This window comes from Thermodesulfovibrio sp. Kuro-1 (genome assembly GCF_006538445.1).
Lineage (GTDB): Bacteria > Nitrospirota > Thermodesulfovibrionia > Thermodesulfovibrionales > Thermodesulfovibrionaceae > Thermodesulfovibrio > Thermodesulfovibrio yellowstonii.
Genome location: NZ_BJKS01000003.1, coordinates 13,353 through 32,565 on the forward strand (window position 1 = coordinate 13,353; position 19,213 = coordinate 32,565).

Sequence of the window (19,213 nt, forward strand, 5' to 3'; positions counted from 1 at the left end):
CTTATACAGATTCTAATACAAGATTTTTTAGAGCTTCAATAAATTTCGGTGAAGTATTCAATGAATCAACTCTATGGAGTTGTATTCCAAAATCATTTGCCTTTTTTTTATAAACAATATCAATTTCATATAAAGTTTCTATATGGTCAGAAACAAAACTCACTGGAACAACTAATACTTTTTTATTTCCATTTTTAGCCAGTTCTTCAATTATTTCTTCAGTTGATGGTTTAACCCATTTAACAGGTCCTGTTCTACTTTGATAACCTATTTTAAATTGTTGTAACTTCATTTTATTGGCAATAGCTTTGACGCTTCTTTCAACTTCCAAAATATAAGGGTCTCCTTTTTTATAAAGTGAAAGGGGAATACCATGAGCACTAAAGAGAACAAAGCAGTCGTTTCCAAATTTTTCAAAGGATTTTTCAATCTGCTCAATCCATGCATCAATAAATAAAGGATAATCACACCATGAACTAATAATTTTGAACTCAAAATATCCATTTGCACATTGTTTAAATTTTTCAACTACAGATGATGTTGTGGCACTGCAAAATTGTGGATAAAGCGAAAGTGCAATAATCTTTTTTATATCTGATTTTTTAAATTCATTTAGAGATTCTTCAATAAACGGGTGCCAATAACGCATTCCAGGAAGAACTTTAAAATTGTTACCCAGAGCTTTTTCAACTGCTATTGCTTGGGCAGTTGTGATTTCTTTTAATGGAGATTTTCCTTTAATTTTTTGATATGCTTTTTTTACTTTCTCGGCTCTGAAGAAAGAAATGAACCATGCCAGTGGTTTCTGCATAAAACCAAAGTTTGCTATGTATGGATCACTGAAAAGATTATAAAGAAAAGGCTTTACTGCTGTAAGACTATCAGGTCCTCCCATGTTGAGTAATAATACCCCAATTTTATCCATTCCATCTCCTGTAAAGATTATTCTCAATTTCTATGCAATCAAGAAGTTTACCAACAACAAAGTTGACTATATCATCAATACTTTCTGGATTATTATAAAATGCAGGAATTGGGGGTGCTACAATAACACCAATTCTTGCAAGTTTAAGTAGATTTTCAAGATGAATTATACCAAGAGGCATTTCTCTTGGTGAAATAATAAGTTTTCTACCTTCTTTAATTGTTACATCAGCAGCCCTTGTAATTAGATTATCTGCGTAACCGTGAGCAATTGCTGAGACAGTCTTCATAGAGCACGGAACGATAAACATGCCACGAGTTTTGTAAGAGCCGCTTGCTATAGGAGCATCAATTTGGTTTTCAGAATAAAATTTTATTTTAGGATTATTGAACCTTTCTTTAAACTCATGAAAATTTTTAATTTCTGTTTCCAGTTTCATCACATATAAGGCTGAATTAGATAAAATTAAAGATATTTCAAAATTTTTAATAAGTTCTTCAAGAAGTCTGATTCCGTAAATTATACCTGAAGCTCCTGTTATTGCTAAAATAAATTTCTCCATTATTTTATATAGTAACATATTGATGTAATGTCATAAAGATGGATTAAAATAGGAAAAAATTTTTGTAGGAGGATAAATGATGAAAATAGGTTTTATAGGACTTGGAAATCTTGGAAAGGCTATGGCAAAAAGGTTAATTTCAGAAGGTGTTGAATTGATTGTCTGGAATAGAACTATTGACAAAGCAAAGGAATTAGGATGTCTTATAGCTAATACTCCGTCGGAGCTTATATCTCAAGTAGATATGCTTATTCTTAATCTAAAAGACAGTATTGCTGTAAAGGATGTGCTAATCAATCAAAATGGGCTTATTTATGGTAATTGTGAAAATAAAATAGTTATTGATACCACAACAAATCATTTTGAGGAAGTTTTAGAATTTTATAGTCTTCTAAAGGAGAAACGTGCTTATTATCTTGAATCTCCTGTATTGGGAAGTGTAATTCCAGCTTCTCAAGGACTTTTAACAGTACTTGTCAGTGGTGATAAAACTGCTTTTGAAAGAGCAAAGTTCATACTGGAGAAAATTGGTAAAAGTATATTTTATCTTGAAAAAGAGGGAGTTGCAACAAAAATGAAGCTGATAAATAACCTTGTTCTTGGCAGTTTTATGGCAACTCTGGCAGAAGCTATTGTATTTGCTGAACAATCGGGTATAGATAAAGAGAGGGCAATTGAAATATTACTTTCAGGTGCGGGAAATTCTATGGTTCTCAATGTAAAGAAACAAAAGATTATTGATGAAGATTTTACACCACATTTTACAAACGCTTTGATTTACAAAGATTTAGACTATATTCATGATTTAGCAAAACTCCTGAAAAGACCATTATTCACTGGAAGCATTGTCAAGGAGATTTATGCTACAGCTCTATTAAAAGGAGTTGAAAATGAAGACTTCTCCAGCATTTATAAAATTTTTAAAAACTTCTAAAAGTAACTGAAACTAATAAAACTTTCCGATAAGGCTTTTAATCTTTTCAAACGCAAGTTTTTGCTCAACAAGAGGCTTTTCCTTAATCACAGGAATTTGTTCTTCAAATACAGGTCTTGATGTTTTATAAACAACTCCTATAGGGATACTATCACCCCATTCAAGGGATTTTTCAAAGGCTTTAGCTCTGTCAAAAGGATCATAATTTTCAGAAAGCCTGTATACTCTCTGTCTGTACCATTCAAAGGTGTTTATTTTATTAAAGCTAACACATGGCTGAAGAATGTCAATTAGACTAAATCCCCTGTGAGTTACTGCTTCTTTGATTAGTGCTTTTAAATGCTCCATATCACCGGCAAAACCTCTTGCAACAAAACTACAATTAAGCGCAACTGCCATTGCCAATGGATTAAACTGCTCTGAAAAAACCCCAAAAGGCTGGATTTTTGTTATTGTGCCTTTCATAGATGTAGGCGATGCCTGTCCTTTTGTAAGTCCATAAATTTGATTATCATGAACAAAGAGCTTTACATCTATATTTCGCCTTATTGCATGAATGAGATGATTTCCTCCTTCCCCATAGCAGTCACCATCACCTGTCACAGCAAATACCTTCAATTTATGATTGGCAAGCTTAATTCCTGTTGCAACAGGTAGTGTTCTTCCATGAAGTCCATTGAAGGTATTACATCTCGTATAATGGGGAAATTTTCCAGCCTGTCCAATGCCTGAGACTATTACAAATTCATGAGGGTTCAGTCCAAGTTCTGCCATTGCCTCATTGAAGGCTTTAAGTATTGAAAAATTACCACAGCCTGGACACCAAGCAGGTTTTCTTCCTTTATAGTCTTCTAAGGTAGGCATGCACTTTCTCCTTTAGTTCATCAACAGTAAAAGGTCTTCCATCAAAACGATTTATGTGATTTTGAATGCTAAATCCTGTTTCCATTCTTACGAGTCTTGCAAATTGACTCGTAGCATTTTGCTCAATACCTATTGATAACTTTGCATTTTTTAGCACATTTATCCAGTTTTGTTGTTCAGGAAAAGGATATATCTCACTGAAATGAAGCATAGCAATTTTAAAACTATCAGAAAGTTCATCAACAACTTCTTTTACAATTCCATACATTGACCCCCAACAAACAATTACAATATCTGGAGATTGAATTCCATAAAGTTGGGGTGGAGCAATTTCTTTCCTGATAAGAGGCATTTTTCTAAAAAGCCTCTTTTCAACCATCTTTATTCTTGTCTCTGCATCCTCAATAATATGTCCTTCCTCATCATGCTCATCACTGTCTGTTACCACAAGATGAGAGGAACGTCCAGGAATCCCTAAGGGTGAAATCCCTGTTTCTGTAAAGGTATGACGCTTGTATTCTTTTAGCTTTTGAAATTCTTCTCTAATTCTATAATCAGTATATTTCAAACTTGTAAGGTCAAAGTCTTTATAGCTCCATTGACTGTCTGCAAGATATTGATCTGTGAGAATTATGACAGTAATCTGATACTTTTCAGCCAAGTCAAAAGCTTTATTAGTAAGATAAAACGCTTCTTCAGGACTTCCCGGCGCAAATATGACTTTTGGAAACTCTCCATGTCCTGCAAAGAGAGCATACAGTAAATCAGCCTGTTCAGTTCTTGTAGGCAATCCAGTTGCAGGACCAGGTCTCTGAGCGAGGGCTATTACAAGAGGAGTCTCAGTCATCGCTGCAAGAGATACTCCCTCAACCATCAAAGCGAAGCCACCCCCTGAAGTTCCAGTCATTGCCCTTACTCCAGCAAAGGATGCACCTATTGCCATATTTATGGCAGCAATTTCATCCTCAGCCTGCTCAACCACTATGCTGAAATCTTTTACGTTTTCTGCAATAAAATTAAAAATTCCCGTTGATGGAGTCATTGGATAGGCTGAATAAAAATTTAATCCTGACGCAATTGCACCGGCGCCAATTGCTTCATTGCCTGTAATCAGCATTTTGGAAGTCTCCAACCCTGATATCACGAATGAACAGGTAAGGCATCGCTCCTTTGCAAATTTATAACCTGCCTCTGCTGTCTTTAAATTTGCTGATATAACATCATCACCCTTTTTCTTGAAAGTTTTCTTTATAAGTTCATACATAATCTCAGGAGACATTCCAAGCATTCCAATTACTGCACCAACTGCAACGGTATTTGCCATTATTTTGCTTCCACCATAAGTTACTGCTAATTCAGATAGTGGAATATCAAGAAAATTAGATTTCTCAAATTTTTGTCTTAAAAATGAGGAATCATAAAGGACATGTCCATTTGGTTTTAATTCTCTTTCATGCTGGGTTATGCTTTCATTGTCAAGGGCAACGAGAATGTCAATGACACTTTTTGAGGCAGTTACGGGATTATTGGATATTCTAATCTGATAAAAATTGTGTCCACCTCTTATGCGGGATTCATAGTCCTGATGGGTGAAAACATAGTAACCTGCCCGAGCAAATATGCGGGACAGGGTCTCACCTATTGTCTGGATTCCCTGTCCCGCTTCACCACCTATTTTTATTGAATAATCCATTATGTAGGAGTTACGCCATATTTGACGATGTTAATTAAATTGTCATCAGGCTTTGGAAGACCTGCAATTTTCCATGCAACAATCGGGTCTATTAGTTTTTCTGCAATGCAATCCTTTGGTTGATTAATGTTTTTACAGACATGGCTTAAAACAGGGAAATAATTGTAAATTTTATAGTACTCATGAATGAATTTAACTATATCAAGTTGCTCTTTTGTGAGAATTCCCACGCCTTCTTTTATTGCAATCATCTGAGCTACTTTTTCATTCCAATCATTGATGTTTTTTAGGTATCCTCCTTCATCAAGGGCGACTGTCTTCTCAATTGCTTTGTACTGAGCCACTTCTTCAGGTTTTTCCCTTTCAAATCGTTCCTTTTCGGTGAAGTTTTTAATGAACTGTCCAATCTGCACTCCAAGATAAACACATTTTACATTATTCATGCAATCGTCTGCATCTTGCTTATCAAGATGGGTTATTAGTTCAGATGTTCCCTTTTGAAATCTAATTATGTAGGATTGTTTTTCTTCACTGTAATAAATGTTAACGTTGAAACTCTGTTGTTTTACTTCCGGGTACATCTCAAATATTTTATTTTTTAAATCTTCAATTGTGTAAGCCATTTTTAGCTCCTATCTAATTCTTTTTTCTACTTCTTTCCAGTTTATGTTTTTAAAGAAGGCTTCAATGTAATCTGCTCTTTTTAGTCCATAATCAATCATGAATGCATGTTCAAAAACGTCCATTATTAGAAGGGGATTGCAGCCAGCTGGATGCCCTACATCATGTTCATTAATCCAGAAATTAATTAATTTTCCTGAGAGGATATCCTGATATAGAATTATCCAGCCTATACCACGCATTGTGCCTGTGGCTTTAAAATCCTTAAGCCAGTTTTCAAAACTTCCGAAGTTTTCATTGATAAGTTTTGCTAATTTCCCATCCTTTGGAAATACTCCATCTCCACCAAGATTTTCAAAGTAGTACTCATGAAGTCTAACACCATTCCATTCCCAGCCAAGCCTTCTTTTAAGTTCTGCATACTCGGGTATGGTTGTTTTGCCTTCCTTTAACATTGTTTCAAGAATCTCAAGAACTTTATTTGTGTTTGTAACATATCCCTGGTATAGTGTGAAGTGATTTTTAAGAAGTGTCTCACTAAAACCTGGCATGCCAATCAGTTTTGAATAATCCTTTGCCTCATATGGCATAATTACCTCCTAAATTATAGATTTGAGACTGTTCAAAAACTTGTAATTTATTGAAAATCAACAAATTACAAGTTCTAAAATTTTTCAATTACCTCCACTGTCATTCCGAACGAAGTGAGGAATCCTCTTTTTTACAGAGGAGACTCTTCGGGACTTTGTCCCTCAGAGTGACAATAGAGGTGTCATTCCAGAATCACACTTATAAATTAAACAGCCTCTGTAAATTTTATAATCAATATTAACAAATAAAATTTTAATTGTCAATATCTCTTCTCTCTAAGGTTAAGAGACAGTATCCGGAGATGAAAAATTTTTTTATTGAATAATATGATGGATTAAAAAATTCTTTAGAATCTCAGCTGTATTTAAAACTTTTTCACTCATTGATTTACCAAAGTCTGTATTTTCAGGTTGAATACCGATTATAAGAACTTTACTTTTGATTCTTGATTTTATATATTTAATACACATTTTAAGATTCGTCTGATGATTTGAAATTTTAATGTTTTGTAAATCTTCTTCTTTCAGAAAAGCTACAGAGCCTGGTTCTTGTTGCATATGGAAAGCATCAATAAAAATAATAGTGTCAGGCTGATCCTGGATTATTTTTTCAATGAATCTTTCAGGTTGTTCTTCGCAATCAATTAAAATTGCATTTGTTTTCCTATTGCTAAGTTCTTTAACAATATATGAGCCAACAGCGTCATCTCCTCTAAGAGGATTACCTATTCCTGCAATTAAAACTTTTCCCCTAATGTTATTTAAAAATTCATTTAATTCCAATTTGTTCAGCTACGAGAGGCTTTATTTTCTTTTTTGATATACCAAGTGCTTGGGCAATTCCAAAAAGAATTGCTTCAGGACGTGGAGGACATCCTGGTATGTATAAATGAACAGGTATTATTTTATCAACTCCGCCAACCACATTGTAACTGTCAAACCATATTCCGCCTGCTGTGGCACATGAGCCAAGAGCAATAACAATTTTTGGTTCAGGAGTTGCCTCATAGACTGATTTAACAAATTCTACAGTAGGTCTTGTTACAGGACCTGAAATAACCAGAGCATCCGCATGTCTTGGTGAACTGACCGCTTTCATCCCGAACCTTTCAATGTCATAATAAGGTGTAAGTACATCAAGAAGTTCTATATCGCAGCCATTACATGCTCCAGTATTCACATGAAATATCCATACTGATTTTTTGAGTGCTTTTTCAGCTAATTTTTTAAGCAAGGACATTTTAGCCCCCTCAGTCTATAATTTTAATAATCCCTATTGTTGCACTGTCAATTATAGGATAAATAATTTCTGGATATATTCCAAAAATTATTAGCAATACAACAAATAATCCAGTACAAAATATCATCAGAAATGGTACTGAACTATTAGAAACTTTACTTTTGTCATTTCTCTGCCAGAATATTGATATAGCAGTTTTTAAAAGAATGACAACACTTAAAAACTCTGAAACAATTAATACTATAGATGCCAATAAAAATCCCTCATTTGTAATCGCAAAAAATATTGTAATTGAACTTAAAAAGCTTGCAAAGAGAGGCATCCCTCCTACTGCTAAGGTTCCTATAAAAAATGATATTTTAATCGCAGGCATTTTGATTATTAATGTTTTTATTTCTTCAAGCTTTCTACTTCCACATGTATAAATTATTGCACCCGTAGCAAAAAATAAAGCTCCTTTCATAAGAGTGTGATTGATTAGATGGAACACCCCTCCGAATATTCCTTCATATGTTTTTAAAACTAAAGCTGATGCAATAAATCCCATTTCACTGATACTTACATAGGCTATAAGTTTTTTGATATCTTTTTGATTAAATGCAAGAATAGCTCCAAATAACATACTCAATGATGAAAGAGTGATCACCAAAACCTTTATCTCTTCATAGTTAAAAGAGAATATTGTTACTGTACGAACCAATCCATAAAATCCGAGTTTTGTTACAGCTCCGGTTAAAAATACTGTAACTGCTGTAGGAGATTCTGCATATGAGTCAGGTAGCCATAGATGGAATGGTATTAAGCCTGCTTTTGTAAAAAATCCTATAATAAATAAAAATGCTGATAACAAAGCAATATTTCTGGGCAAGCTTTTAATAACTTCTCCAATATTGGTTATCATTACAGGATTTCCAGCCATATGGAAAAGTAAAATAATTCCCAACAAGCTAAAAAGAATTCCCACATTAATTAAAATAAGATATTTAAATCCTGCTTTCAGTGATTCTTTATTTAAATTAAAGACAATAAGATAAACTGAAAGAATGCTGCTAAGTTCAAGTGTAATGTACAGCCAGAAAAGATTATTCAGACTGAATGTGAGATTCATAAATCCTGTTGAAAGAAGGATAACACTATAGTAAATATGAAAATTTTCTTTTCTATGGCTGTACACTTTGGGAATATAAGCTAATGAATATAAAATTACCATTAAAGCAACAAACTCAACCATTAATTGCATGATTATACTGAATCCATCTATATAAAATATTTGAACAAGCAACAACGCCTTTTTATCTGATATATTTAAAGCATTCCAGCATAAAATTGTAGAGAATATAGCTAAACTTATTGATAAAGTTGAAATTGTTTCTTTTATAAATCTTTTTTTGCCGAAAAGAAAAACTATTAAGGCTCCCAAAGAAGGAGCAATGAAGCTAAAGAAATATATCAACCATTCAAAGCTCATAATTGACTCCTTTGAGAGTTTGATTCTTTAAATTTTTTAATCTCTTCTTTAACAAATACTTCATTTAGTCTGATAATAAGATAAACAAAAAATAGTATAGCCATGATGAAATTAAAAGTTAGAGAAATCTCAATAAATTTTGGCATATGTGGAATCATGCTTATTATTAAAAAATGGATGCCGTTTTCAATAATAAAAAAGCTTATTATCATTTTTACAATGTCTCTTTTAGACATAAAGAGACAAAAACCATAAATAAAAAGAGTCAATCCACATGAAAAGCTTGAAATTACATAAGGGAGATAGAATGATTTAAATATTTCAACAAAATGATAACCAACAGAAAGCACAACTATTGATAAAGCTATAGAAAGAGGATGAGATATTGATGGTTTTGTTTCTATTTCAAGTCTATTTTTTAGACATTTAAGTAAAAGAATTGGCATTAAAATGGCTCTTACAACTAAATCTAATATTCCTATGAGATAAAGAGATGATATTTCATTGATGTATCCGATAGTAAAAACTGCAATAACAATAAACAGAGAATGAGGGACAAGACTTAAAACTGAAAATTTTAAATTTTTAGCTTCGCCTGTAAGAAAAGTAAAAAATAAAATTGCGATGTAGATTATTTCCATATTACACTCCTAATAGAGCTAAAAGTATAGATGTTAATGAAAAAAGAGCAAGAGTTAAATTATATTTCAATGCTTGGTCAATCCTGAGTCTTGGATTTAAAGCCTCAATAAGTGTACTTATAAAAATAATTGCTGTGACTTTTACTAATGCAATTAATATATTCAGTAAATCGTTTTCTAAAAAGGGCCAAGGAACAAAAATTTGTGTAAATACAAGGCAGAAAAGAACCTGTCTTGACATGTTTGCCCATTTAACGCACGCATACTTAGGACCACTTAATTCAATTAAAACACCTTCTGCGATTTCCTGTTCAGCTTCAGATATATCAAAAGGAATTTTACCAATCAGTGCCTGAAGTGAAAGAAATACGCATACTGTTGACAAAAGCATTGAAACATTTGGACCATTTGAATAATACCATAAGACTATATCTCCAATTTTAAAAGAACCAGCGTTTATAGCACCTGTTATAAGAGCAATTGCGAGAATTGGTTCAACTGAAAGATGAAGCATCATTTTTCTTGAAGCTCCGATATAAGCAAAGGGATTTTCTGAGGCAGAGGCTGTAATAATTATTGCAATTCCAACAACTGTGATTATATAAATAAAAAGAAATATATCGCCCCAGAAGTTTAATGGTGGAGTTAATTCTGTTATGGGGATTAAAAGAGATGCCATACCGATACTTATAATTGAAAGATATGGTGAAAGTCTGAAAAGCGGATTTATTGTTGACTTTAAATCTTCTTTGCCCATTAATTTGATAATATCGTAGTAAGATTGAAGGGGAGGAGGTCCGATTCTGCTTTGTATTAATGCTCTTACTTTTCTTGTAAATCCATCAAAAAATGGGGATAAAATTAAAACAATTAATATATTCACAATGGATGAAAAAATTACAAATTCAGGATTCATTACCTTCCTCCTGAAAAATAAAAAAGTAAAATAAAAATGAAGATGCTACCAAATATTAGCCATATAATATATTTTTCTGTTATTGAATTATAAATCTGAGCTAAAAATTCAAAAAATTTTGTCAGTTTATCTACAATGGGATAGTAAAGCCATTCATCAACTCGAAGAATTTTTAAAAAGCTTTCTGGTACCGAAAATTTAATTGCTGGAATTCCAACTGGATAAAATCCTTTAAATTGAATCTTTCCTATTTTGAAGCTCACGAGATCTTTAAATGGCTGATAAAAACTATGCCCCTTGTATACCACTTCTTCAGGAGCATGTTCTTTACCGCCATACCATGTTTCTACATCTCTCTTTGGTGCTTTAGCATATCGTTCAAAAGAAAAAATTAAAATAGTCAGAATTATTAAAGGAATCATGATAAAAATAGGAAACCAGGCACCTTGGGAATAATTTTCAACAAAATTGATACCAACTCCTAACATATTACCAACAAATACTGAGGAAAATTTTGGTAATGAACCAGATGAAGCAATTACCGCGTTATAAATAATTTTTAAAGGAATAAAAGGAAATAGCCCTGCTAAAAGGCAAATAAATGCAAGTATTATTTGAGATAAAACCATACTCCATGGTAGATTCCTTTTTTCATCAATTGTACCTTGAAGCTTTCCCATAAAAGCTGAGTTTACAAATTTAAGAAAAGATGCTAAGGTTACGGCAGAGATAAAAACAGAGATAATTCCAAAAACTATAAATGCTCCCCTTATCAAGAAGAATACTTCTGACTGTTTTGCTGACCAGATTGATGATTCAAAAATCAGCAGTTTTGATATAAAACCATTAAAAGGTGGAACTCCCGCTATTGATAAAGAACCAATCAGCGCGGTGATTGCTGTAAGAGGCATTACTTTCATCAATCCTGAGACCTTATTCAGGTCAGTAGTTCCTGTTTTATAAAAAATAGAGCCAGCATTGAGAAACAAGAGACTTTTATAGATAGAATTATTAAAAACATGAAATAATCCTCCAACTAATGCAATAGAAGCAAGAAAAGGATTAATTCTTATAAAATAAAGTCCTACTCCTATCCCAAGGAACATATATCCAACCTGTCCAATGGCATGAAATGACATAAGTCTCTTAGCTTCATCCTGTGTTAGAGCAGCAATTGTTCCCACAAAGATTGAAAAAACTCCGAAAGATGCGATTATAAATCCCCATATTTGAGTATGAAATGAAAAAGGTATTACTGAGCAGAAAAATCTAAAAAGTGCATAAACTGCAAGCTTTGACATTACTCCACCAAAAAAAGAAGAAGCTGATGATGGAGGTTGAGGATATGTATTTGGTAACCAGAATCCAAAAGGAAGAACACCAGCTTTTGTCACAAAAGCTATGAAAATACAGAATAAAATAAAATGAGATAGATAAGGTTGATTTTTTATTATTAATGAAAAACTTTTATTGATTTCTTTAAAAGAAAAATCATTGCTATATGAATAAAGTATTACAGAAGCAAGAATTAAAAAAGCTGTTGTCACATGTGTTGCAATAAAGTATTGAAGTCCTCCTTTAAGTGCTGATTTCTTTTCTCTTTCAAAAATAACAAGAAACCATGAACTTAGTGTCATCAACTCCCAGAACACTATGAAAAAGAGAAAATCTTTTACAGAGACTACTCCAATAGAGGCAATAAAAAGTAGTATTAAAAATGGATAAAATCTTTTTGGCGAGTTCGTTTTATATACATCAAGATATTTCCATGAAAATAAAGATACACAAAAAGAAACCAGAGATATTATCAACAGAAATAAAGCAGAGAGAGAATCAATACTTATAGTAAAAGAAGAGTTCAGTAGTGGTTTAAGTGAAAAGATTTCCTGTTCAATAAATTTGTTTTCAATTATTACATCTAAGGAAAAATAAAAAATACAAAATGAAGAAAAAATCATCATAATTAATGTTATAAATCCAGAAAAATTTTTATTTTTAATAAAAGATGTTAAAACCATCCCTGAGATTAGAGCTAAAAAGGAAACATCAATATATTGCATTTAATATCCTCCTAATAATGCTTTAATAAAAGGATAGCCAATTATAGGAGATACAATGTTCAGAACTAAAAGACATATTAAGCTAAGTTTCATAGATAAAGGGATTTTATCAGCAGCGTTCAATACCTTTTGTGATGCTTCACCGAAAAAGACTTTGTGTCCGACAAAAATATACCAGCAAAAAGCAAGAATGCTTTCAAAAATAGCAATTAAACCAAAGAGATTTGTAGTCACATTTTTAAGCTCAAAAGCTCCCGTAAAAATCATAAATTTACTCCAGAATCCTGAAAAAGGTGGAATCCCAATTATCGCAAACATTCCTGTAAGAAAACATGCCGTAAAAAGAGGAAATCTTTTTGAGACTCCTTGAAGTTCTCTAATACTTTTTGAGCCAGTGGCATAGGCAATTGCACCAACTGAGAGAAAAAGTAATCCTTTAGCAAACCCATGATTTATTATATGAAAAATTCCTCCTATTCCCCCTGTTTTTGAACCATAAATTCCGAGAGATATACCAAAAAGAATATATCCAAGATGACCGATTGTTGAATAAGCAAGCAGTTTTTTTAAGTCATCCTGGAAATAATATAAAATCACTGAAACCATCATTGTTGAAATAGCAATTATTCCTATGACAAAAGCTTCACTTTCTGCCAAAGAAGCATTTGAAAGATAAATTCTTGCCATTAAATAAACTCCTGCCTTAACCATTGCTGCTGCATGAAGATAAGCACTTACAGGTGTTGGTGCAACCATTGCATCTGGTAGCCATGTAAAAAGAGGTATTTGAGCAGATTTTGCTGATGCTGCAAAAAATAAAAGGATAAAAACAAGAGACTTAGTAGATAATGACCCGATTACAGAAAAATCAAATGATTTTGCTTCAGAATACATTAAAGCAAGAGCAATCAAGAAACTAAGTCCTCCAATATGAGTCATTATAAAGGCTTTTAATCCAGAAAAGAGAGCTTTTTGTTCTTTTGTATATGAAATTAATGCCCACGAACAAAGAGTTGTTATTTCCCAAAAGAAAAATAGCTGTAAAAAATTAACTGCTGTAACAATTCCAACCATTGCACCTATAAAAAGAAGCATGAAGAAATAATAATTTCCGAGGGGTTTATAAAATTGATGATCAGCATTTAAAGGAGACATATATCCAGCGGAATATAAAATTACTAAAAAGCCAATTACAATTATAAGAATAAGCAAAATTGATGTTAAAGGGTCACAAATAAGTCCGAAATTTATTTCACTATTTAACCATTTAAAGAGTGAAAAATTGTAATAAATCTTAATTTTTGAAATAGAAATCTCAAAAAAATTGAACAGTCCAAATAAAAGCGTAATTAAAGAAAAAATAGAAGCCATAAATCCAGCTTTATTTTTGCATATGTAAGCAAAAAATGCTCCTATAAATGGTGTAATTAGTGTTAATATAAGAAAATCCATAGATAATCCTTAAACATTTCCTTTTCTTTTACATTCAGCACATATTTTAAGTTTGTTAATCTGCTCTTCACTTTTATCTTGAAGTCTTTCTATTTGTTTATTCAACATATTCAATGAAGTAAACGGCTTGCCACAAACAATGCATTTAACCATTTTTATTTTTATAGTAATCTCAAGATCTTTTTTATTATCAGTTGCAAGTTCATACTCATGGGTAATACAAATTGCTTTTTCAGGACAGGCAGCAGCGCATCTTCCGCAATATATACATCTTCCTGACGAAAACATTACTATTCTTTCATCTTTGTAATTTTCAATAGTTATTAATCTTGAAGGACATGTTCTCACGCAATTGCCACATCCTATGCATTTATTAGGGTCAACCTCAAGCCTTCCTCTTAGATTTTCCGGTGGAGTAACCGGAACAAATGGATAGGGTCTTGTGATTTTTTTATGTCTTGATGATAGTAAAAGTGCTTTTATCTTGCTTTTAAACATTTTTTAATTCCTCTGCTGTATAGACCTTTATAGAATTTGTTTTTAGATCAACAATTTCATATCTTTCAGTGCAGGAAAAACACGGGTCAATGCTTCCAATAATTAAAGGAGCATCAGCTATTGAAGCCCCTTTAAGCATAACTGAGAGAGCCTGATAATTTTGATATGATGGAGCTCTTACGCTCCATCGGTAAGGTCTTCCCTCTGGTCCTGTCATGACATAATGAAAAAGTTGTCCTCTTGGTGCTTCAATATATGAGACTGCCTCTTTCCATGGCTCAATTTTTGAGATTTTTATTGAAGTTGGTCCCTCTGGAATATTCTCAAGAATCTGTCTGATAATATTTATTGAAATTAAAATTTCCTCTAACCTTACGATGGTTCTTGCCCATACATCTCCTGATTTGTTCAAAGGAATTCTAATATTTAACATCGGATAAGCAGCATATGGGAAATTAGTTCTCATATCAATATTTATTCCTGAACCTCTTGCAACAGGACCGCATACACAGTACTTTTTAGCATCATCGTATTTTAAGACCCCTACATTTTTAAATCTTAATTGTATTACCTCATCATCAAGAATAATTTCTCTGAGTTCTCTTACTTCCTTTTCAATTTGAGAGATTACCTTGTCTATATCTTTTAAGTGCTGGTTATGAACATCTATTGTCACTCCTCCAACAATATTTATGCCATAAGTTTTTCTATTTCCTGTAATAATTTCACAGATATACATTACTGGTTCACGAATTCTCCAAGCCTGCATAAAAAGCGTATCAAAACCAACAATATGAGCTGCTAAACCTACCCATAAAAGATGACTATGGAGTCTCTCAAGTTCGAGAAAAAGGCTACGAATAAATTTCGCTCTTAAAGGAATCTCAATACCAGCAGCTTTTTCAACTGCTTGACAGTAAGCACATGAATGAACGAATCCGCAGATACCACAGATTCTTTCTGCAAGAAACGGAATCTGTTGATAATTCAAAACACTCTCAGCAAGTTTTTCAATACCTCTATGCACATAAAAACCTCTGTAGTCAAAATCAGCAATTTCTTCTCCATCCACAATCAATCTAAAGTAAGCGGGTTCTTCAAGTGATGGATAAAATGGTCCAATTGGAATAACTGTTTTACCTTCTTCAGGTTTTTTAAGTGGAGCAGGTTGTTTTGATTCAGGTGGTTTACTGTTGTAAGAAAAATTTTTTCTTAATGGATGAACTTCTTGGGGCCAATTATCTGGTAGAACAAGTCTTCTTGGATCAGGATGACCTTCAAAATTTATACCAAATAAATCATTACATTCTCTCTCAGACCATATAACTGCAGGAATTATTTCGGAGATTGAGGATATTGAAAGTTCTGAGGCTTCCAGAGGAATTTTTACAATAACATTCATGCTGTCATCAATAAGTGAAAAAAAGTAGTTAAGTTCAATTTGATTTTTTTGATTAATGAAATCAATTGCTGTAAGATGAGCAAATCTTGCTCCTTGCATTACAAGCAGTTTTGCAACTTCTTTTATTTGGGAAGGCTTTGAGTATACAATAAGGTTCTCATCTGTCGTTTCAACCTTATCGGTTATATTTACTATAGTTTCCCTGATTTCACTCATAATAAAAGATTATATAAAAAAGTAAATTAGATTCAAATAATAATTACTAATACTCAAATAATATTTTTTTGCTATAATTTGAATATGTGGAAAAATTATGAGGCTGTTCAATTACTGAAGGTCATTCCAAGCACCCTCAATGGGTGCGAGGAATCTGACCCAAAGGGTCATCCTGAAGCGAAGCCTAAGGATCTCCTCCTTAAATCGGAATCTGAGGATTCCTCGCAGACCCTTCGCCTGCAGCTCAGGGCTCGCTTCGCTCGGCTCGGAATGACAGAGGGAGGTAATTGAAAAATTTAGGACTTGTAATTTATTTAATTTCAATAGGTTACAAGTTTTTGAACAGTCTCAAAATTATTCGTAGGAGGAGGTATTATGGAAATAGATGCAAGAGGTCTTGAATGTCCTAAACCCATTATACTTGCTGAGAATGCATTATCAAAAATTGAAGAAGGGGTATTAACTATAATTGTTGACAATGAAGGGTCTTTAGAAAACTTAAAAAAATATGCTACAAGATTCGGATATTACTATGAAGTTGAAAAAAATGAAAATTACTGGAAGCTAAAAATAGTTAAAGGTTATACATGCCAGCTCAATAACATATCTGAAAAAGCAATTAAAAAAAATTTACTTGTTATTATTTCATCAGATGTGATAGGAAAAGACGAAAATCTCGGAAGGATTCTTATGAAAGCCTTTTTTGATACAATGATAGTAACTGGGCAGTTACCTCAAATGATTTTTTTAATGAATACAGCTGTCAAGTTATCAACCATAGATGAAGAATTTATATCCATTCTTAAAAAAGTTGAACAAATGGGAACGGAAATATTTACATGTGGAACATGTCTTAAATATTACAATCTTGAGGATAGTTTAAAAGTTGGATATAGAGGTACAACAAATCATTTTGTTGAAGGAATGTTTGATTTTCACAAAACTGTGTGGATTGGTTAACCATTGTTGAAATAAAAATATAAAACAAAATAAAATTTAAATATGCCCCAACAATTAAATAAAAATTTAAAATTTATAAGAAGAAAAAAGCATGATATTGCTATTTCCAAATATACAAAAATCATAGAAAAAGAACCTGATAATTATCAAGCATATAAAGAAAGAGGAAATGCATACTACAGAAAAAAACTTTATCATCTTGCAATAGCAGACTATACCAAAGCTATAGAGTTAAATCCTGAATATTTTCTTGCATACAATAATCGCGGAATAGTTTATTCTGTTCTTGGACTTTATGAATTAGCTATTGCTGATTATAATAAAGCTATTGAATTAAAACCCCATAATGGTATGCCGTATAACAATAGAGGATTTACTTATTTATTAATGGGTAAGATTGAAGAAGCTGAAAAAGATATAAAGAAATCAGTGGAGCTTAATCCTAATAATATATATGCATTAAATAGCATGGCAGAGCTTTTTGCTATAAAAGGAATGCCTGAGGAAGCGTGTAAGTGGTTAAAAAAAGCAATCACAAAAGGCTATAATAATTGGAAATATCTTAAAACATCAAAAACATATGATTCTATAAGAAACCATCCATGCTTTCAAGCTATTCTTGAAAAAAGTTTTTAATATCTTCCCACACAGAAATATTTAAACCCTAACTGTTTTATTTTCTGCGGATCATAGATATTTCTGAAATCAAAAAAGAGATTACCATTCATAAGATTTTTTATTTTTTCAATATCCAGGTTCCTAAATTGATTCCACTCTGTAACAATTACTAATGCATCAGCATTTTTTGCAACGGAGTAGGGATCGGAACAGTAGATTATATCAGGAAAAATATTTTTAGTATTTTCCATTGCTGCAGGATCATAAACTTTTAGTAATGCTTTTTTGTTTAAAAGAGTGTGAATTATGTATAGTGCTGGAGATTCTCTAATATCATCAGTATTTGGTTTGAATGATAAACCAAGTATACCTACTGTTTTCCCTTGCATATTGTTATCAAATGCATTTATTATTTTTGCAGTCAATCTTTCTCTTTGTCTCTGATTAGCCTCAATTGCAGCCTTAACAATACTGAGTTCAACTCCTTTTTCCTCAGCAATTTTAACAAGTGCCATTGTATCCTTTGGTAAGCATGAACCTCCAAAACCTATACCTGCATGAAGAAATTTAGAACCAATTCTTCCATCAAGTCCCATTGCCTTAGCAACAGTATTTACATTTGCTCCAACTGCTTCACATAATGCTGATATTTCATTGATAAAAGATATCTTAGTGGCGAGAAAACTGTTAGTAGCATATTTTATTAATTCAGATGTTGCTATGTCTGTAATTACAAAGGGAGTTTCAATTAAATATAGGGGTCTATACAGATCTTTCATTATTGCAATTGCCTGTTCACTTTCTGCTCCGATTACAACTCTATTGGGACGCATAAAGTCTTCAACAGCCGAGCCTTCTCTCAAAAACTCAGGATTTGAAACAATATCAAATTCAACAGGTTTTTCAAGATTTTTTTTGATAATTTCTTTTATCATTAATCCTGTTCCAACAGGAACTGTGCTTTTTGTAACAATAACTTTATAACTTTTCATATTTTTTGCGATTTCTTTTGCAACTTCTTCAACATATTCAAGATTTGCAGAGCCATCTCCACGAGGTGGTGTTCCTACAGCAATAAATACTACAAGAGATTCATTAATAGCTTCATCAATACGAGTTGTAAATTTTAATCTATTTTCCTTTAAATTTCTTTTTACAATATCTTCAAGTCCTGGCTCAAAAAATGGGATAATTCCTTTTTTAAGTTTCTTAATTTTTTCATGATCTTTATCTACGCAAGTTACAAAAACTCCGAATTCAGCAAAACATGCACCTGTAACAAGTCCAACATACCCTGTCCCAATTATAGCTATATGCATGAATAATCCCCCTTGTTATATAAATTTTGTATTTAATATTATACCTTATCTATATATTCTGTCTGAAATTACTAAAAAATATTATTTCCCAGAATTGTTGTTCCTTTCTAAATAAAGCATGTCTTTGAATGACTTCTTCAAAATTAGTTTTAATTTGAAATTGACTTTATAAAAATTTTAATTTAAAATAATTCTAATTTAGAATGATTATTAAACAATAAAGGAGGGATGTAA

The 19,213-nt window shown here is 32.3% G+C and carries 19 protein-coding genes; 3 read left to right on the forward strand and 16 right to left on the reverse strand.

All coding sequences use genetic code 11. The annotated features are described in order from the left end of the window. Position 1 precedes the first annotated feature (1 nt). Complete coding sequence (gene hemH / locus FLY87_RS04145) at positions 2–925, reverse strand: ferrochelatase (RefSeq protein WP_028842786.1); 924 nt, start codon at positions 923–925, stop codon at positions 2–4. Then, a complete protein-coding gene (locus FLY87_RS04150; RefSeq protein WP_012545244.1) occupies positions 918–1,487 on the reverse strand; it encodes a UbiX family flavin prenyltransferase in 570 nt (189 codons plus the stop codon). Before FLY87_RS04150 ends, hemH begins: the two co-directional genes overlap by 8 nt. A 79-nt stretch (positions 1,488–1,566) precedes the next feature. On the opposite strand from FLY87_RS04150, the gene FLY87_RS04155 reads away from it, so the two are divergent. Continuing rightward, on the forward strand, positions 1,567–2,421 hold the full coding sequence (locus FLY87_RS04155; protein ID WP_181405987.1) for an NAD(P)-dependent oxidoreductase: 855 nt from the start codon (positions 1,567–1,569) through the stop codon (positions 2,419–2,421). A 12-nt stretch (positions 2,422–2,433) separates the two neighbouring features. Here FLY87_RS04155 and FLY87_RS04160 read toward each other — a convergent pair whose 3' ends face one another. The 13 genes from FLY87_RS04160 to FLY87_RS04220 all read right to left on the reverse strand — a co-directional run bounded on the left by FLY87_RS04160 (position 2,434) and on the right by FLY87_RS04220 (position 16,082). Then, positions 2,434–3,285 carry a 2-oxoacid:ferredoxin oxidoreductase subunit beta gene (locus FLY87_RS04160; RefSeq protein WP_141266357.1) on the reverse strand — a complete coding sequence of 284 codons (852 nt, stop codon included), beginning with the start codon at positions 3,283–3,285 and terminating at the stop codon, positions 2,434–2,436. Then, positions 3,263–4,978: a 2-oxoacid:acceptor oxidoreductase subunit alpha gene (locus FLY87_RS04165; protein WP_141266358.1), complete on the reverse strand. Its 1,716-nt coding sequence runs from the start codon at positions 4,976–4,978 to the stop codon at positions 3,263–3,265. Before FLY87_RS04165 ends, FLY87_RS04160 begins: the two co-directional genes overlap by 23 nt. Then, positions 4,978–5,601: a TusE/DsrC/DsvC family sulfur relay protein gene (locus tag FLY87_RS04170; protein WP_051345892.1), complete on the reverse strand. Its 624-nt coding sequence runs from the start codon at positions 5,599–5,601 to the stop codon at positions 4,978–4,980. Before FLY87_RS04170 ends, FLY87_RS04165 begins: the two co-directional genes overlap by 1 nt. Positions 5,602–5,610: 9 nt before the next feature. Then, entirely contained in the window at positions 5,611–6,189 is a 579-nt protein-coding gene (locus FLY87_RS04175) for a superoxide dismutase (RefSeq protein ID WP_012545523.1), read from the reverse strand. Between the two features lie 315 nt (positions 6,190–6,504). After that, positions 6,505–6,972, reverse strand: a complete 468-nt coding sequence (locus FLY87_RS04180) for a hydrogenase 3 maturation endopeptidase HyCI (protein WP_141266359.1) — start codon at positions 6,970–6,972, stop codon at positions 6,505–6,507. Next, a complete protein-coding gene (locus FLY87_RS04185) occupies positions 6,959–7,429 on the reverse strand; it encodes an NADH-quinone oxidoreductase subunit B family protein (protein WP_012546559.1) in 471 nt (156 codons plus the stop codon). Before FLY87_RS04185 ends, FLY87_RS04180 begins: the two co-directional genes overlap by 14 nt. A 10-nt stretch (positions 7,430–7,439) precedes the next feature. Further along, positions 7,440–8,897 (reverse strand): complex I subunit 5 family protein, encoded by a 1,458-nt coding sequence (locus FLY87_RS04190; RefSeq protein ID WP_141266360.1) that lies wholly within the window; start codon positions 8,895–8,897, stop codon positions 7,440–7,442. Beyond that, positions 8,894–9,538 carry a hypothetical protein gene (locus FLY87_RS04195; protein ID WP_141266361.1) on the reverse strand — a complete coding sequence of 215 codons (645 nt, stop codon included), beginning with the start codon at positions 9,536–9,538 and terminating at the stop codon, positions 8,894–8,896. The genes FLY87_RS04190 and FLY87_RS04195 overlap by 4 nt, the downstream gene beginning before the upstream one ends. A 1-nt stretch (position 9,539) precedes the next feature. Continuing rightward, positions 9,540–10,454: a respiratory chain complex I subunit 1 family protein gene (locus FLY87_RS04200; RefSeq protein ID WP_012545098.1), complete on the reverse strand. Its 915-nt coding sequence runs from the start codon at positions 10,452–10,454 to the stop codon at positions 9,540–9,542. Next, on the reverse strand, positions 10,454–12,514 hold the full coding sequence (locus tag FLY87_RS04205; RefSeq protein WP_012545958.1) for a complex I subunit 5 family protein: 2,061 nt from the start codon (positions 12,512–12,514) through the stop codon (positions 10,454–10,456). The genes FLY87_RS04200 and FLY87_RS04205 overlap by 1 nt, the downstream gene beginning before the upstream one ends. After that, positions 12,515–13,966, reverse strand: a complete 1,452-nt coding sequence (locus FLY87_RS04210) for a hydrogenase 4 subunit D (RefSeq protein ID WP_012545947.1) — start codon at positions 13,964–13,966, stop codon at positions 12,515–12,517. It lies immediately after the preceding gene. A gap of 9 nt (positions 13,967–13,975) precedes the next feature. Beyond that, positions 13,976–14,464, reverse strand: coding sequence for a 4Fe-4S binding protein (locus FLY87_RS04215; protein WP_012546832.1), 489 nt, complete (start codon positions 14,462–14,464; stop codon positions 13,976–13,978). Beyond that, on the reverse strand, positions 14,457–16,082 hold the full coding sequence (locus tag FLY87_RS04220) for an NADH-quinone oxidoreductase subunit C (protein WP_012545774.1): 1,626 nt from the start codon (positions 16,080–16,082) through the stop codon (positions 14,457–14,459). The genes FLY87_RS04215 and FLY87_RS04220 overlap by 8 nt, the downstream gene beginning before the upstream one ends. A 375-nt stretch (positions 16,083–16,457) precedes the next feature. Between FLY87_RS04220 and yedF the strand changes: the two genes are divergently transcribed. Then, positions 16,458–17,042: a sulfurtransferase-like selenium metabolism protein YedF gene (yedF, locus tag FLY87_RS04225; protein WP_012546665.1), complete on the forward strand. Its 585-nt coding sequence runs from the start codon at positions 16,458–16,460 to the stop codon at positions 17,040–17,042. A 42-nt stretch (positions 17,043–17,084) separates the two neighbouring features. Then, positions 17,085–17,678: a tetratricopeptide repeat protein gene (locus FLY87_RS04230; RefSeq protein WP_012546473.1), complete on the forward strand. Its 594-nt coding sequence runs from the start codon at positions 17,085–17,087 to the stop codon at positions 17,676–17,678. Here the strand turns inward: FLY87_RS04230 and FLY87_RS04235 are convergent. After that, a complete protein-coding gene (locus FLY87_RS04235; RefSeq protein WP_141266362.1) occupies positions 17,675–18,979 on the reverse strand; it encodes a UDP-glucose/GDP-mannose dehydrogenase family protein in 1,305 nt (434 codons plus the stop codon). The two genes, FLY87_RS04230 and FLY87_RS04235, sit on opposite strands and share 4 nt — an antisense overlap. Positions 18,980–19,213 lie beyond the last annotated feature (234 nt).